At 72.0% G+C, this 15,275-nt stretch carries 15 protein-coding genes; 4 read left to right on the top strand and 11 right to left on the bottom strand.

Features of this window, described 5'->3' with window-relative positions; translation table 11 throughout:
- Window positions 1-102 precede the first annotated feature (102 nt).
- The 3 genes from ACIQ9P_RS20025 to ACIQ9P_RS20015 all read right to left on the bottom strand — a co-directional run bounded on the left by ACIQ9P_RS20025 (window position 103) and on the right by ACIQ9P_RS20015 (window position 2,972).
- Window positions 103-462 (bottom strand): NADH-quinone oxidoreductase subunit A, encoded by a 360-nt coding sequence (locus ACIQ9P_RS20025; RefSeq protein WP_014137597.1) that lies wholly within the window; start codon window positions 460-462, stop codon window positions 103-105.
- Between the two features lie 550 nt (window positions 463-1,012).
- A complete protein-coding gene (locus ACIQ9P_RS20020; RefSeq protein ID WP_402357424.1) occupies window positions 1,013-1,735 on the bottom strand; it encodes a response regulator in 723 nt (240 codons plus the stop codon).
- A gap of 148 nt (window positions 1,736-1,883) precedes the next feature.
- Window positions 1,884-2,972 carry a sensor histidine kinase gene (locus ACIQ9P_RS20015; protein WP_402357421.1) on the bottom strand — a complete coding sequence of 363 codons (1,089 nt, stop codon included), beginning with the start codon at window positions 2,970-2,972 and terminating at the stop codon, window positions 1,884-1,886.
- Between the two features lie 188 nt (window positions 2,973-3,160).
- On the opposite strand from ACIQ9P_RS20015, the gene ACIQ9P_RS20010 reads away from it, so the two are divergent.
- On the top strand, window positions 3,161-3,742 hold the full coding sequence (locus tag ACIQ9P_RS20010; protein WP_402357418.1) for a hypothetical protein: 582 nt from the start codon (window positions 3,161-3,163) through the stop codon (window positions 3,740-3,742).
- Window positions 3,743-3,797: 55 nt separating this feature from the next.
- On the opposite strand, the gene ACIQ9P_RS20005 is transcribed toward ACIQ9P_RS20010, so the two are convergent.
- On the bottom strand, window positions 3,798-4,727 hold the full coding sequence (locus tag ACIQ9P_RS20005; protein WP_402357415.1) for a DMT family transporter: 930 nt from the start codon (window positions 4,725-4,727) through the stop codon (window positions 3,798-3,800).
- A 279-nt stretch (window positions 4,728-5,006) separates the two neighbouring features.
- Here ACIQ9P_RS20005 and ACIQ9P_RS20000 point away from each other — a divergent pair, with 279 nt between their 5' ends.
- Entirely contained in the window at window positions 5,007-5,684 is a 678-nt protein-coding gene (locus tag ACIQ9P_RS20000; RefSeq protein WP_402357412.1) for a peptidylprolyl isomerase, read from the top strand.
- 71 nt (window positions 5,685-5,755) lie between these two features.
- Window positions 5,756-6,085, top strand: coding sequence for a MazG-like family protein (locus ACIQ9P_RS19995; RefSeq protein WP_402357409.1), 330 nt, complete (start codon window positions 5,756-5,758; stop codon window positions 6,083-6,085).
- A 198-nt stretch (window positions 6,086-6,283) separates the two neighbouring features.
- Here the strand turns inward: ACIQ9P_RS19995 and ACIQ9P_RS19990 are convergent, their stop codons facing one another.
- From ACIQ9P_RS19990 to ACIQ9P_RS19960, 7 genes are all read right to left on the bottom strand, one after another.
- Window positions 6,284-7,567, bottom strand: coding sequence for a geranylgeranyl reductase family protein (locus ACIQ9P_RS19990; RefSeq protein ID WP_402358008.1), 1,284 nt, complete (start codon window positions 7,565-7,567; stop codon window positions 6,284-6,286).
- 177 nt (window positions 7,568-7,744) lie between these two features.
- Window positions 7,745-8,437 carry a demethylmenaquinone methyltransferase gene (locus ACIQ9P_RS19985; RefSeq protein WP_402357406.1) on the bottom strand — a complete coding sequence of 231 codons (693 nt, stop codon included), beginning with the start codon at window positions 8,435-8,437 and terminating at the stop codon, window positions 7,745-7,747.
- A gap of 188 nt (window positions 8,438-8,625) precedes the next feature.
- Entirely contained in the window at window positions 8,626-9,213 is a 588-nt protein-coding gene (locus ACIQ9P_RS19980; protein ID WP_402357403.1) for a hypothetical protein, read from the bottom strand.
- 354 nt (window positions 9,214-9,567) lie between these two features.
- On the bottom strand, window positions 9,568-10,251 hold the full coding sequence (locus tag ACIQ9P_RS19975; protein WP_402357400.1) for an imidazolonepropionase-like domain-containing protein: 684 nt from the start codon (window positions 10,249-10,251) through the stop codon (window positions 9,568-9,570).
- Between the two features lie 108 nt (window positions 10,252-10,359).
- On the bottom strand, window positions 10,360-11,583 hold the full coding sequence (gene mqnC / locus ACIQ9P_RS19970; RefSeq protein ID WP_402357397.1) for a cyclic dehypoxanthinyl futalosine synthase: 1,224 nt from the start codon (window positions 11,581-11,583) through the stop codon (window positions 10,360-10,362).
- A gap of 185 nt (window positions 11,584-11,768) precedes the next feature.
- Window positions 11,769-13,547, bottom strand: a complete 1,779-nt coding sequence (locus tag ACIQ9P_RS19965) for a serine/threonine-protein kinase (protein WP_402357394.1) — start codon at window positions 13,545-13,547, stop codon at window positions 11,769-11,771.
- 153 nt (window positions 13,548-13,700) lie between these two features.
- The gene (locus tag ACIQ9P_RS19960; protein ID WP_402357391.1) at window positions 13,701-14,639 is read right to left on the bottom strand and encodes a menaquinone biosynthetic enzyme MqnA/MqnD family protein; all 939 of its coding nucleotides are present in this window, start codon (window positions 14,637-14,639) and stop codon (window positions 13,701-13,703) included.
- A 356-nt stretch (window positions 14,640-14,995) separates the two neighbouring features.
- Here ACIQ9P_RS19960 and ACIQ9P_RS19955 point away from each other — a divergent pair, with 356 nt between their 5' ends.
- Complete coding sequence (locus ACIQ9P_RS19955) at window positions 14,996-15,199, top strand: cold-shock protein (RefSeq protein ID WP_030393541.1); 204 nt, start codon at window positions 14,996-14,998, stop codon at window positions 15,197-15,199.
- Window positions 15,200-15,275 lie beyond the last annotated feature (76 nt).

The following is a 15,275-nucleotide window of genomic DNA, read 5'->3' as shown; positions in this document are numbered from 1 at the left end:
CCCTCTCAATGCCCTCAAGTCCTGTGGTTCGCCCACCCGTTCGGGCTTGTCCGCTCGTTCACAAGGTCCGGCGGACGCCCGGTGCCCGGCCCCTCCCCCGACTCAGTCCCACTCCAGACCGCCGCGACGCCAGACATAGGCGTAGGCGACGAAGACAGTGGCGATGAACAGGAGCATTTCGACCAGTCCGAAGATCCCCAGGGCGTCGAAACTCACCGCCCACGGATAGAGAAAGACGATCTCGATGTCGAAGACGATGAAGAGCATCGCCGTCAGGTAGTACTTGATCGGGAACCGACCGCCGCCCACGGGCTGCGGGGTCGGTTCGATGCCGCACTCGTACGCCTCCAACTTGGCCCGGTTGTACCGCTTGGGCCCGGTCAGTGAGGCCATCACGACGGAGCCGACCGCGAACGCCGCCGCGATGGCACCGAGTACGAGGATCGGCGCGTAGGCATTCATAGCCCCCGCTCCCTCCGTCCAGTCGTCCTTGACTGCAGATCGGAACCGTCGGGTCACACTGCGGTGAACCCGGCGTTCCAGTTCCCGGGATCCACCTCATGTGAGGCAGTTCACAAAGCCTGGAACGAGCGCATCCTATGCCCGTCGGCTTGTGATCTGCGACACGCAGTTCAAGACGATCTTTGTGATCTCCGCCACCCTGTGAATCATGATGAAGGTGGGCATGACGAGAGTTGTCAACGCAAAGAAGTCAAATGGTCACAAGCAGTCGCATTTATCTGCGAAGCGGCTGGTCAGGGCCGTGCTCCTATATCAACTTCGTCTAGCGGAAGGCAAATTTCCGGGCGTCATGTTGACGTGTTATAGCGGCTCACCCTCAGGGGTGGCGGCCCTGCGAACGCCCGCTTGACCCTTCGTTCACAAGCTCGCCGAGCGCAGGCCGGAGCACCTCCGAGCCGTGGGCCGGAGCGCCGTGAGGCCATGGGCCGGGGCGCCTTCCGGCCGTGGGTCGGAGCACCCTCACGGCCGTGCCCCGATGGGTCGGAGCGGCTCAGGCTCCGCTCTCCCAGGCCCAGGCTGCGATGCCGACCCGATTGCGCGCGCCGAGCTTCCGCTGGACCGAGGCCAGATGGTTCTTCACCGTGCCGGCACTGATGAACAACTGCTCCGCGATCTCGCCGTTGGTGGCACCGTCCGCGACGAGCCGCGCGATCTCCTTCTCCCGTGCGGTGAGTTCCTCGACCGGGCCGATCCGCTCGCTTTCCGCGATCCGTCCGCCCAGGGGCCGCCGCTTCCGCTGGCCTGCGGCACCGCCCGCGCCTCCGCTTCCGAGACCGGATCCGATACCGCTCCCGCCGCCGCCTCCGGAGAGTTGGCGGAGCAGGCGGACGGTGACCTGCGGGCTGATCAACGCGTCCCCGGCCACGGCGGACCGGACCGCCTCCGCGAGCAGCGCCGGCCCCGAGCGCTTGAGCAGGAAGCCGGCCGCTCCCGCGCGGAGCGCCTCGTGCACGTACTCGTCCAGATCGAAGGTGGTGACCACGACGACCCTGAACTCCCCACCCAGTCGCCGGGTCAGCTCCAGACCGTCCAACCTGGGCATCCGGATATCGGCGAGGATCACGTCGGGTCGCAGGCGCTCGGCCAGGGCGATCGCCACCTCACCGTCCGCGGCCTCGTCGACCACCTCGATGTCGGGCTGCGCGTCGAGGATGATCCGGTACGCGCTGCGGATCGCCTCGTCGTCGTCGGCAAGGAGCACCCGGATGCTCATCGGCCGATCCTCCTTCCGTCCCCCGGCGCGAACTCTGTCCCGCGCCCGTCGTTCCTGTCCCACCTGACCTTTCCGCCCCTGCGGCGGCGCCCTTCACGTCCCGGGTCGCATCCCCGGGCGCTGCGGGTCTCCTGCGGCCCCGGGCCCGTCACCTCGTCTTCAGGGGTATGGCGACCGCAACCTGCCAACCATCGCCCTCGCGGCCGGCGGTCAGCGTGCCGCCCAACGCCTCCACCCTGGCGGCCAGGCCCGCCAGGCCGCTCCCGCCCCGCCTCGCCCCGGACGGCGGCGAGGCGCCACCACCGTCGTCCCGGACCCGTACCGTCAACCGCCGCCCCTCGCTCCGCACCGTGACGTCGACCGCGCGGGCGGCGGGAGCGTGTCGCCGCACATTGGTCAGGGCCTCGACCACGATCCGGTAGGCGGTGGCCGCCACCTCCCGGGGAACCGCCGACTCCCCGACCGGGGCGTCCAGCCGCGCCACCACATCGCCCGAGTCCGTGAACCGCTGGGTGAGCTCGGTCAGTTCGGCCAGGCCGGGTTGCGGGGAACGCTCGTGGCCGTCCCCACCCCCGTCCCCGTCTTCGGACCCGTCCTCGCTGCGCAGCAGGAGGACCGTCCGGTCGAGCGAGGCCAGGGCCTGCAACCCGGCCTGCTCTATCCGCTCGAACAGCGCCGCCGCCCGCACCGGGTCGAAGGCCGCCAGCACGGTGCCCGCCTGGGCCTGGGCGACCATGCCGCTGACGTCATGGGCGACGAAGTCGTGCAGATCGTGGGCGAGTTCGAGTCGCTGGGCGCGCCTGGCGGCGGCCACCGAGCGCCGCCGGGTGTCGTCCAGTCCGCGCAGGTAGAGCCCGATCAGGACGGCCGGCAGCGCGAGCACCGACCCGAAGCCGAAGAGCGTCAGCGCGCCCAGCGAACCGGACGCGTCCTGGAACCGGGACGGCCACAGCGCGACCGCGCCGCCGATCGTCCACGCCACCACGGCTCCGCGTCGACCGCTCTCGGCCCGCAGCGTCAGCACCACAAGCACCAGCAGGGAGGCGAGTTCGAGCAGGCCGACCAGACCCGTCCAGCGCTCCGACTCGGCCCAGCGGCCGGCGGCCCAGGCGCCGAACGTGGCTCCGATCGAGACCACGGCCGCCGCGCCGGAGACCACCGCGATCCCAGACCGGGACCGCAGGAACCACCCGCAGAGAACCGCCGCCGGAACGGCAAGGGCGAGCATCTGACTCATCGTCGCCTCCTTCCTGCGAGCAGCCTACGGATCACCGAGGGGCTCCGCCTGTGCCGATCGGCACATTTCCGGAGCCGATTCGACCAGCGGAAACAGCCCGATCGGCACTGATGGCGACCCCGGTCCGGCGGCCAGTCTTGTTCCCGTCGGACCGGCCACCAGGGCCGGCCGGAAGGGAGTCCACCGCCATGTCCACCACCGCACCCCTCGCGGGTACCACCACCGCCACCCGGGCCGTCCGCCAGCGGGCAGCCCATCCGGACGGCACCCCCCGCTGGGCCGAGCTGGCCGCCAGGGCCACCGTCTGGACCACCGTGCCGTCCGGGCTCTGGCGGCTCGCCCTCGGCATCGGCATCCCGGTCGGCTTCAGCGGCGAGCTGGCCGCGGTGTTCGAGGGCAACACTCCCGGCTGGGGCACCGCGTATCTCGTCGTCCTGAGCGGACTGGCCGAGTTCGTGGCCTTCCTCACCGTGGGGCTGGTCCGGCCCTGGGGCGAGGTGGTCCCGTCCTGGATCCCGCTGATCGGCGGCCGTACCGTCCGGCCGCTCGCCGCGATCGTCCCCGCCGCGATCGGCTCGGCCGTGCTGACCTGGATCGGGATCAGCGCGCTCTTCGGCGGCTGGGCCGACCAGTTGAGCGATCCCGAGGCCCCCCAGGGCCTCGCCGGAGTGGTCATGACCCTCTGCTACCTGCCCATGCTCGCCTGGGGCCCGCTGGTCGCGGCGGTCACCTTCGCCTACGCCCGCCGCACCCTGGGGCGGCGCCGGTGATCCGGGCGACAGTGGCAGGGAACGCGATCCCCCGCGCGGGCGGCCCGGCCCACCCTCACGCCGGGACGGGCACCCGCTCCTCCGGCCCGACCTCACGGCGCGATGCCGAGGCGGCCCGGCGGCCCCACTCGGTGCCGACCAGCACGAGGGCTCCGCCCAGCAGGGCGAGCGGTCCGAGGTGGTTGCCGGCCAGAGTGACGCCGAACAGCGCCGCCCACAGTGGCTCGGTGCCCAGCAGCAGACTGACCCGGGAGGGCGAGGTGGTGCGGACGGCCCACATCTGCACGAAGAACGCGAACAGCGTGCAGAGGACCGTCAGATGGAGCAGCCAGCCCCACTGGGCCGGCCCGTAGGCGGCCGCGACCGTCCAGGGCAGTGGGCCGACGAACGGCGCGACAACGGCGAACACCAGCGTCGCGGTCGCCAACTGGACCCAGGTGACGGCCAGTGTGTCGGTCTCCCGGATCGCCCGGAGGCGGGCGGTGGCCAGCACATTGACCGTTCGCACGACCGCGGCACCCAGCACCAGCAGGTCTCCGGACGAGGGGGCCCGCAGCCCACCGTCACCGGTCAACAACGCGATGCCCACCACGGCCAGACCGGCCGCCGCGAGAAACGGGCGTGGCAGCGGGGTCCGGGCGAGCGCACTCTCCGCGAGCGGGGTGAACACGATCGTGAGGCTGATGATCAGGCCGGCGTTGGTCGCCGAGGTGTGCACCGCGCCGAAGGTCTCCAGGAGGAAGATCGCACCGAGCACCAGCCCGAGCGCGGCCCCGCCCAGCCACTCGGCACGCCGCAGCCGCCGCAGCGCCCGCAGGGCGAACAGTCCGAGCACGGGCAGGACCAGACCGAACCGGAGGACCAGCATCGCCACCACCGTGTCCGGCTCGGCCACCCGCTGCACGGCCAGGAAGCTCGATCCCCACACCACCGCCACCAGCAGCACCGGCAGATCACGCAGAAGTACGGATGGCGATGCGCGCATGGGCGGGACCCTCTCGGAGCGAACGGAGGCGGCATACGAGAGTCGCGCACGTCGTCGGACGGATCCCGGGGTTGAGCAGGCGCCCGCCATCCTCGCGCACCGCACCGTTCCCGATCAACGGTTTTCGGCCTCCGCCTGCCAGGCCGCTCCTGCCGCACACCATCCGTCGGGCCCCGCTCGCCGAACCCTTCCCACCGACCCCTATCGGATCTCCACCCCGCCGTGGATGATGTCGCCATGACAATGCAGCTGCCCCCCACGCACCGGAAGGCCAGTCAAGTGACCAGGAAGCACTGGGCGTTGATCGCCGCAGCCACCGTCCTGCCGATCGTGGTGAGCACCGGCACCGCCGTCGCGGACACCCCGTCGGCCGGGGCCGGGACCGGTGCGGCCGGCACCACCTGCACCTACAGCCCGGCGGTTCCGGCCGACAACTTCAAGGGCATCCCGGTCTTCAACGCCAAGAAGGCCGCCAAGCCCTACAGCGCGACCTTGAAGACCTCCCAGGGGGCGATCACCTTCCAGGCGCTCACCGACAAGGCACCCTGCACGACCTTCTCGTTCCGCTTCCTCGCCGAGCACGACTACTTCGACCGCAGCCACTGCCACCGGCTGACCACCCAGCGGATCTTCGTCCTGCAGTGCGGTGACCCGACCGGCACCGGAAGCGGCGGCCCCGGCTACTCCTTCCCGGACGAGAACCTGGAGGGCGCGACCTATCCCGCCGGCACGGTCGCGATGGCCAACGCGGGCCCCAACACCAATGGCAGCCAGTTCTTCTTCGTCTGGAAGGACACCAAGCTCTCCCCCGCCTACACGCCCTTCGGCCGGATCACGGCGGGCCTGGACGTCCTCCAGAAGATCGCCGCCGGCGGCGAGGACGACCAGAACAACCCCGGCGACGGATTCCCCACCCTGCCGGTGAACATCCGCAATGTGAAGATCTCCACCCGCTGAGCCACCTTCGGGGCCTGCCGAGCTCCCGTACGGTGGTCAGCACGACCGCGAGCCGTACGGGAGCCGTGCCGATGGACAGCAGGATCTGGGAAAGCGTCGACCACGTGGTCGCCTGGCTCGACGAGGAGAGCCCGCTCCCCCCGCAGGAGGAGCGGCTGGCCCGCATCCTCAAGCTCTCCGAGGAGGTGGGCGAGGTCAGCGCGGCCGTGATCGGTGCGACGGGTCAGAATCCGCGAAAGGGCGTGACCCACACCTGGGAGGACGTCCAGCACGAGCTCTGCGATGTGGTCTTCTCCGCGCTGGTCGCCCTCCGCACGCTCACCCCCGACGCCGCCCAGGTCTTCGCCGACCGCCTCGCGTACGTCGAGAACCGCTCGGCGGCGAGCCGCCGCGAGCCTTAAGTCCTCGCGGACGGGCGCCAGAGCAGGAGGACAGTCCACGACCAACCCAAAGGCCCCCCGAAGACCCGCCGACGACCCTCCCAAGGCCGCCGAAAGACCGCCCGGGCCGGACCGGAGTCGCGCCCGGGCGGCCCAGAGTCGGCCCGGTCAGGCATTGGACCCGGTCAGGCGTTGGAACCGGTCGGGCATTGGGCCCGGTCAGGCGTTGGGTGCGGCCTTCGCCAAGCCGTTGATGACACGGTCCATCGCGTCGCCGCCCTGGGGGTCGGTGAGGTTGGCGAGGAGCTTGAGGACGAACTTCATCAGGATGGGGTGGGTCAGCCCCCGCTGGGTCGCGAGCTGCATGACCTTCGGGTTGCCGATCAGCTTCACGAAGGCGCGGCCCAGCGTGTAGTAGCCGCCGTAGACGTCCTTGAGGATGCGCGGGTATGCCTGGAGCGCGCGCTCCCGGCCGGACTCGGTCACCCGGGCGTGGGCCTGGACGATCACCCCGGCGGCGATCTGACCGGATTCCATCGCGTAGGCGATGCCCTCGCCGTTGAATGGGTTGACCATGCCTCCCGCGTCACCGACCAGCAGCAGGCCGCGGGTGTAGTGCGGCTGCCGGTTGAAGGCCATCGGCAGCGCGGCGCCCCGGATCGGGTCGGTCATGTTCTCGGGGGTGTAGCCCCACTCCTCCGGCATGCTCGCGCACCATGCCTTGAGGACCTCACGCCAGTCGAGCTCACCGAAGGCCGGCGAGGAGTTGAGGATGCCGAGACCCACATTGGAGGTGCCGTCGCCCATGCCGAAGACCCAGCCGTAGCCGGGCAGCAGCTTGCGCTCCCCGGCCCGGGTGTCCCAGAGCTCCAGCCAGGACTCCAGGTAGTCGTCGTCGTGGCGCGGCGAGGTGAAGTAGGTGCGGTAGGCGACCCCCATCGGGCGGTCCTCGCGGCGGTGCAGGCCCATGGCGAGCGAGAGCCGGGTGGAGTTGCCGTCGGCCGCCACGACCAGCGGGGCACGGAAGGTGACCGGCCGCTTCTCGTCGCCGAGCTTGGCGGTGACACCGACGATCCGGCCGGTCCGCTCGTCCAGCACCGGGCCGCTGACGTTGCAGCGTTCGTAGAGCCGGGCGCCCGCCTTCTCCGCCTGACGGGCGAGCAGCTCGTCGAAGTCGGCGCGCTTGCGGACCAGTCCGTAGTCCGGGAACGCCGACAGCTCGGGCCAGTCCAGCTCCAGCCGGATCCCGCCACCGATGATCCGCAGTCCCTTGTTGTGCAGCCAGCCGTTGTCGGTCGACACATCGATGCCCATGTCCACCAACTGCTTGGTGGCCCGCGGGGTCAGGCCGTCGCCGCAGACCTTCTCCCGGGGGAAGCTGGTCTTCTCCAGCAGCAGCACGTCCAGACCGGCCTGGGCGAGGTAGTACGCGGTGGTGGACCCGGCCGGCCCCGCGCCGACCACGATGACGTCCGCGGTGCTCTCCACAACGCCTGCGCTCAGGTCAACGACGGTCTCGGACACGGTGGGCACACTCCTGCTGGGGGTCGACGGGCCGGCGGGGGCCGGCACGGCTGGGCTTGGACGAGTCTATGAGCTGCGGGCGGCGCTTCCGCCGGTCCCGGCGGAGGCGGCGGGCAGCCAACGACCGGCGACCGGCGACCGGCGACCGGCGACCGGTCAGACCTTGTGGGCCCGGTGCAGGGCGACGATCCCACCGGTCAGGTTGCGCCAGGCCACCCTGGACCAGCCGGCCTCCTGGAGCCGGGCGGCCAGCGCGGGCTGGTCGGGCCACTCCCGGATGGACTCGGCGAGGTACACGTAGGCGTCCGGGTTGCTGCTCACCGCCGTGGCGACCGGGGGCAGCGCGCGCATCAGGTACTCGGTGTAGACGGTCCGGAACGGCGTCCAGGTCGGCGTGGAGAACTCGCAGATGACCAGCTTGCCGCCCGGCTTGGTGACCCGGTACATCTCGCTCAGCGCGGCGTCGGTGTCGTGGACGTTGCGCAGCGCGAAGGAGATCGTCACCGAGTCGAAGGTGTTGTCGGCGAACGGCAGCCGGGTGGCGTCCCCGGCGGTCAGCGCCAGCTCGGGGTGGCGGCGCTTGCCCTCGGCGAGCATCCCGACCGAGAAGTCGCACGGGACGACCTTGGCCCCGGCCTCCGCGAAGGGGAGCGAGGAGGTGCCGGTGCCGGCTCCGAGGTCGAGCACGACGTCCCCCGGCCCGGCGTCCACCGCCTCGGCCACCGCGCGGCGCCAGGCGCGGGCCTGGCCGAGCGAGAGCACGTCGTTGGTGCGGTCGTACTTGGCCGCGACGTCGTCGAACATCGCGGCGACTTCGTGCGGCTGCTTGTCCAGGGAGGCTCGGGTCACGCCCCCATTGTTCACCCTGGCTCCGGCGATCCGGGCAAGGGGGCGCCTTCCGGACAGTCCGGGAGCAGCGTCGACCCTCAGGCACCATGTTCTCGAAGCACTCGGAGGGCGCGCAGGGCGGCCTTCACGCCCCCAAAGCCGGAGCGCCTGCCTTCAGCGCCCCCGCCCTCAGCGCGGGGAACCCCACCTCAGTGCAGGGCGCGCCGTCCGCCCGAGCGGCGCCGACGGCGCGAACGCTTGCCCTGGGTTATCGCGGGCATCCCGTCGGCCAGGGCACCGGTCGCCAGGGCGACCGTGGTGGCGAACCGGTTCTGCCCGCTCCGCACGGCCTCCGCCCGCCGGTGCCGCCGGATCCGCAGCATGCAGACCGCGAACAGCAGCACGGCAACCGGCACGCTGAACCGGGCCAGGCCGACGCCGACGGGCTGCGGGTAGGTGTCGCCGCAGATCCGCACCGCGCCCGGGTCGTCGGCCGCGTGCTCCAGGCACACCTCGTCACCGACCTTCGCACCGTCGGCCAGCGGCAGCGCGGTGGCGGTGTGGTGCTGCCCCCGGGCCTGATAGCTGACGGTGCTGTAGGACCCGCCGCCGCCGGGCAGCTGGGTCACCTGGCCCTCGACCCGCACCGGGTTGGCTCCGATCCGGTCGGCCTGCGCGGCCTGACGCCAACCCAACAGGCACATCCCGACGGCCAGCACGGCGCTGAGCACGGCGGTGATGTACCAGCCACGGCCCAACCGCGGGGATCGCTGCGGGGGGACGGTCGCGGATCGCATGGTTCCTGTCCTGGCGTGCGTTCGGGACCTGGGACGGGGCCCCGCCACCCGTGGGAACGGGCGGAGTGTGGTGAGGGTACGGACTGAGCTGAGCCGGATGCTATCCGCTGGCGGGCCCTCAGGTCACGGCGAAGGGGGAATCAGGCCACCGGGGCGGGCCCGAAGTTCGGCGGCATACGAAGCAAGTCCCGTGCTTCGTACGGCAGTACGGCCCGACAGGGAAAAATCGCACGACTACCGACGAGTAGGGCGACACGCGGCACGAGGACGCCCGGCAGCGGACCACGGCGGGGGCGGGGACGTGAACGGACCCGAATCGGGGCGAACGGCCCCGGAAGGATGCGGACGGCGGGCTCAGCGCCGCCGGAACACCAGCCGGCCGCCGAGCACCGTCGCGCGGCACCCGCCGGCCCGCGCACCGTCCGCACCGGGGGCGAACACCGCGAAGTCCGCCCGGCCGCCCACCACCAGTCGGCCGTGCACCGCCGCGGCGAACGGCAGCCCCACCAACGGATCCAGCGACCACACCGGCTCCGGAAGGCCCGGCGCCCCTGGAAGACCCAGCGCTGCCGGAAGACCCGCTGCTCCCGGAAGACCCACCGTTCCAGGAAGCGCGGCCAGTCCCGAACGAGCCACGGCCGTCCGCACCGAGGCCCGCTCGAACGGCCCGGCCACCGCCGTCACCCCGAATCCGAGCATCCGCTGCAGCCCGCGCCGCGCGCTCGCCCCGCACCGCGTCTCGTCCGTCTCCCCCACCAGACCGTCCGGCACCGGCGCGTCCCCGAGCTCCTCACGCGGGTCCGGGTGGTAGGCCCGTTCCAGCAGTCGGTGGCCGTCGGGGTGCCGCAGTCCGGGGGTGAGCAGCGCGTCGGCCCAGTCCCGGGTCCGGGCCGTCGGCTGCGCCGCCGCCAGTTCCGCGTACGGGCCGAGCGCCTCGACCTGCCCGTCGCGCACCAGCACCGCCCCGTCGGCATGGGACGGGGCGGTGGGATCGGCCGGGTCGGGCAGCACGAGAGCGGCCCGGTGCAGGGTCAGCACGGCGGTGCGGGAGCCCCTCAGCAGCGGTCGGCGGGCAGGAAGTGGGCAGTCAGGAAGTCGGCGGCCGACGACCACCGGCCCCAAGCCGGAAAAGCCGGAAGCCGATGATCAGCGGTTGTCGAGGATCTTCAGCTCCGGGTGCGCCGTGCCGCCCTCGATCGCCGTGGAGGCGATGTGCGAGGCGACCCGCGGGTCGACCGGGTCGTTGGCCGGGTCGTCCAGCACGCGCAGGTGCTGGTAGGTGGTCGAGCGCTGCGCGGGGACGCGGTCGGCGGCCCGGATCAGGTGGATCAGCTCGGTGAGGTTGGAGCGGTGCTTGGCACCGGCCGCCGAGACCACGTTCTCCTCCAGCATGACCGAGCCGAGGTCGTCCGCGCCGTAGTGCAGCGACAGCTGGCCGGCCTCCTTGCCGGTGGTCAGCCAGGAGCCCTGGATGTGGGCGATGTTGTCGAGGAACAGGCGGGCGATGGCGATCATCCGCAGGTACTCGAAGACGGTCGCCTGGGTGGAACCCTGGAGCTTGTTGTTCTGCGGCTGGTAGGTGTACGGGATGAAGGCGCGGAAGCCGCCGGTGCGGTCCTGCACGTCGCGGATCATCCGCAGGTGCTCGATCCGCTCGGCGTTGGTCTCGCCGGTGCCCATCAGCATGGTGGAGGTGGACTCGACGCCCAGCCTGTGGGCGGCCTCCATGATCTCCAGCCAGCGCTCGCCCGACTCCTTGAGCGGCGCGATCGCCCTGCGCGGGCGCTCCGGCAGCAGTTCGGCGCCGGCGCCGGCGAAGGAGTCCAGACCCGCCTTGTGGATCCGGGTGATGGCTTCCTCGATCGAGACGCCCGAGATCCGCGCCATGTGGTCGACCTCGGAGGCGCCCAGCGAGTGGATCACCAGCTGCGGGAAGTCCGCCTTGATCGCCGAGAAGGCGCGCTCGTAGTACTCGACGCCGTAGTCCGGGTGGTGGCCGCCCTGGAACATGATCTGGGTGCCGCCCAGCTCGACGGTCTCCGCGCAGCGGCGCAGGATCTCGTCGAGGTCGCGGGACCAGCCCTTGTCGCTCTTCGGCGGCACGTAGAAGGCGCAGAACTTGCACGCCGTCACGCAGACGTTGGTGTAGTTGATGTTGCGCTCGATGATGTACGTCGCGATGTGCTCGGTACCGGCGTAGCGGCGGCGGCGCACGGCGTCGGCGGCCGAGCCGAGCGCGTGCAGGGGGGCCGAGCGGTAGAGCTCCAGCGCCTCCTCCGGGCTGATCCTGCCTCCGCCGGCGGCCCGGTCGAGGACGGCCTGCAGGTCGGTGCTGGGCGCATCGAGGGTGGTCGCTGCGAGCTCGGACACCTGGCGGCCTTCTCTCTCTCGGGTACTTCGGGTACTTCCGGTACATCGGGTGCTACCGGTACTTCGCGTGTTCCGGGCCGTTCGGCTGCGCCGACCGCTCCGGGTGCCGCGACGTGCGGCGACCCCGTGCCACGGCACCGGGTCTCATCCGGATCAGCCTACGCCAGGGCCCTCGGAGCCCCGCGTCAGCCCGTCCGCCGCAGCGTCCCGGACGGGCTCCCGGCACTGGGGTCGGCGGAGGCGAAGCGGACGGTGCCGTCCTGCTGGAGGGTGAGCGTCTCCGAGTAGGAACCGCCGGTGCAGGCCCCGGGCAGCGAGGAACGGACGAGGCGGGAGGTGAAGACGAGCTTCTCCGGCTCGACCGCGGTGAGCGTCCAGGCGCCCTCACAGGTGATCGAGAGCAGTCCGGTCAGCTCGTTGCGACTGGTGGTGGCCTCCTGCCCGATCGCGGACCGGCCGATGACCAGGGTGGTGGTGCCGGCGGGAACCCCCTTCTGGGTGACCATGTCCCCGCGCCAGGTCCCGAGGAAGGCCGTCGGCACGACGTTCGGCCCCGACGGCGCGGCCGTCGCGGTGGAACCGGTGGAACCGGTCGGCGAGGGCGACAAGCCCGACGGAGCCGCCGAGGGCGGCGCCTGGGTGGTCCCGCCGGTGGCCCCACCGGTCACCTGCGTCGCACCCGGCGTCGTGGTCTGCGCCCCGGTCGCGCTCCCGCCGGACGCCACCGGCGTCGGCCCCGGTCCTGGTTCGTCGGGCCCCCACGCCCGGTACGCGCCGTACCCGCCCCCCGCGAGCGCCAGCAGCACCGCGGCGGCCACCAGTGCCGCCACACCCCGCCGCCGCGACGCACGGGCGGCGTCCTCCGGCAGGGGCCGCACCGCTGACACGGACCACACCGACCGCGACCCCGTCCCGGAAGCACCCTCGCTCCCGACCGGTCCACCGACCGGCCCACCGACCGGAACCCCGCCGCCCCCCGGCACAAAGGTCGGCGTCCGTTCCGCGTCAACGCCGACCCCTGCCCCCACCCCGCCCCCGCCGACGGAGCCGTCCTCCTCCCCTTCCAGGTCCAGCAGCTGCACCGCACTGCGCCCCACCGCGGCCGCCAGCGCCGGCGGGAGCCAGCCGCCGTGCCCCAGCCGGCCGACCGCCGAGCCGTCGGGGTCCAGCAGTTCCCGCAGCCGCCGCGGTGTCGGCCGGACCGCCGGGTCCTTGGCCAGACAGGCGAGCACGATCGACCGCAGCGGCCCGGGCGCCAGCCCGCTCAGGTCCGGCTCCTCGTGCACCACGCGGTAGAGCAGGACGGCCGCGCTCACCCCTTCGCCGAACGGGTGCACCCCGGTGGCCGCGTACGCGAGCACCGCGCCGAGCGAGAAGACGTCGCCGGGCGGCCCGACCGGGCGGCCGTTCGCCTGCTCCGGCGACATGAAGCCGGGCGATCCGACCACGAACCCGGACTGGGTGAGCCCGGTGGCCGCGTCGAGGGCGCGGGCGATGCCGAAATCGATCAGCCTCGGGCCGTCCAGGGTGAGCAGGACGTTGGACGGCTTGACGTCCCGGTGCACCAGGCCGAGCCCGTGCACGTGCTCCAGGGCCTGGGCCAGGACGACGCCCAGGGTGCGGACGGCGGGGTCGGTCAGCGGCCCGTACTCCCGGACGGCGCCGCCCAGCGCGGGGCCGGCGACGTAGCCGGTGGCCACCCAGGGGTGGGCGCCCTCGGTGTCGGCGTCCAGGACGGGAGCCGTCCAGTCCCCGCCGACCCGGCGGGCGGCGGCCACCTCCTGCCGGAACCGGGCCCGGAACTCGGCGTCCTCGGCGAGTTCGCCGCGAACCACCTTGACCGCCACCGTGCGGCCGCCCACCGTCCGGCCGAGGTAGACCCGGCCCATGCCGCCCGCGCCGAGGCGTCGCAGCAGCCGGTACGCGCCCACCTGGCGCGGATCGTCCGATCCCAGTGCCTGCATCCCCCGCACGCTCCCGTCACCCGCCCGGCCCGCTACCGGGGCCCGCTCGCGTGCAGACGCTATCGGGCGGCGGGAGGCCGCCGTGCGACAACCCGCTTCCTCCCGGAGCCGGAACGCCCGGGAGGAAGCGGCGGCACGGGAGCGGGGACGTGCTCAGACCACCAGCGGCGCCGGCTCCAGCAGGACCGGTTCCAACCGCTCCACCGGCGCGGGCTCCAGCAGCCGGACGGCCACATCGGGCGCGAAGCCGCTGTCGTGCGCGACCCGCCGGGCGAACTCCGTCATCCCGGCCAACTGCCGCTCGCCGAGCGAGAAGTCCAGCGCCTCACTGAAGTACCGTTCCAGCACCTCCGCGTCGAAGGCTTCCCAGCGGGCCGCGTGCGTCGCCACCTCGCGGGCCTCGACCAGCGAGAGGTCCCGGGACTCCAGGAAGGCGCGGTGGACGGCGGCGGTCAGTTCGGGCCGGCGCTCGGCGAAGTCGCGGCGGGCGGCCCAGACGGCGAAGACGAACGGGAGCCCGGTCCACTCCTTCCACATCTCGCCCAGATCGTGCACGGTCAGACCGCGTTCGGCGGCCTGACCCAGGTAGGCGCGCAGCGCCGGGTCGCCGATGAGCACGGCCGCGTCGGCCTCGGCGAGCATCGCCTCCAGGTCGGGCGGACAGCTGTAGTACTCCGGCCGCACCCCCTCGCGCTCCTCCAGCAGCAGGCGGGCGAGCCGGACCGAGGTGCGGCTGGTGGAGCCGAGGGCGACCTTCCGGCCGTCCAGCTCGGCGAGCGGCACCTTGCTGACGATCACGCAGGACATCACCGGGCCGTCGCTGCCGACCGCGATGTCGGGGAGCACGAGCAGTTCGTCCGCGTGGCGCAGGTACTCCACACAGGTGATCGGGCCGATGTCCAGCGAACCCTCGACCAGCTGGTCGCTGAGCTTCTCCGGGGTGTCCTTGGTGAGGTCCAGGTCGAGCAGGTTGCCGGTCCTGGCCAGCCCCCAGTAGAGGGGCACGCAGTTCAGGAACTGAATATGCCCCACTCGGGGCCGGACCGGGGTGTTCTCCCGGGTCTCCCGCGTTTCCTCGTCCGGTACTGCCACCGCGCCGCTCCCTTGCTGTTCGTGCGCCTCCCCGCAGGGTATGCCCGCTGGTCGGGAAGCTCCGCACCACCCTTCCGTGACTCACCGTGCCGATCACCACAACCGCCTTACGACACGCGGCGTCCAGCCCGCAAGTCACCCCTGGTCGTCACAGCAGCCGCATGCTAGCGTTGCCCTCAGTTGCAGTTTGATTCCCCTTGCGGTACTTGAAGCCTGCGGAGCATGTAACCGCAGGCTTTTTGTAGTTTTTCAGCAATATCGAAAACTTCGGACCCGTCCGAAGGCAGGGCGATCAGCGCAGCGGACCGGGCGCCACACGGTGTGGTCCCCGACACGTCCCTCGCAAGGAGAACGGCATGGCTCAGGGAACCGTCAAGTGGTTCAACGCTGAGAAGGGCTTCGGCTTCATCGCCCAGGATGGCGGCGGCCCCGACGTCTTCGTCCACTACTCCGCCATCAACGCGAGCGGTTTCCGCTCGCTGGAGGAGAACCAGGCGGTCAGCTTCGACGTCACTCAGGGTCCGAAGGGCCCGCAGGCGGAGAACGTCACCCTTGTCTGAACCATCCTCGATGAGGATCTGATCGCTCGGGACCCGTCGGGTCCACCGGCGGCCGTAGGCCGTCATGGTGAGCACA

This window comes from Kitasatospora sp. NPDC094019, assembly GCF_044764505.1.
GTDB lineage: Bacteria > Actinomycetota > Actinomycetes > Streptomycetales > Streptomycetaceae > Kitasatospora.
Note: the sequence above shows the minus strand (reverse complement) of the source record. Positions and strands in the feature narration are given on the sequence as shown.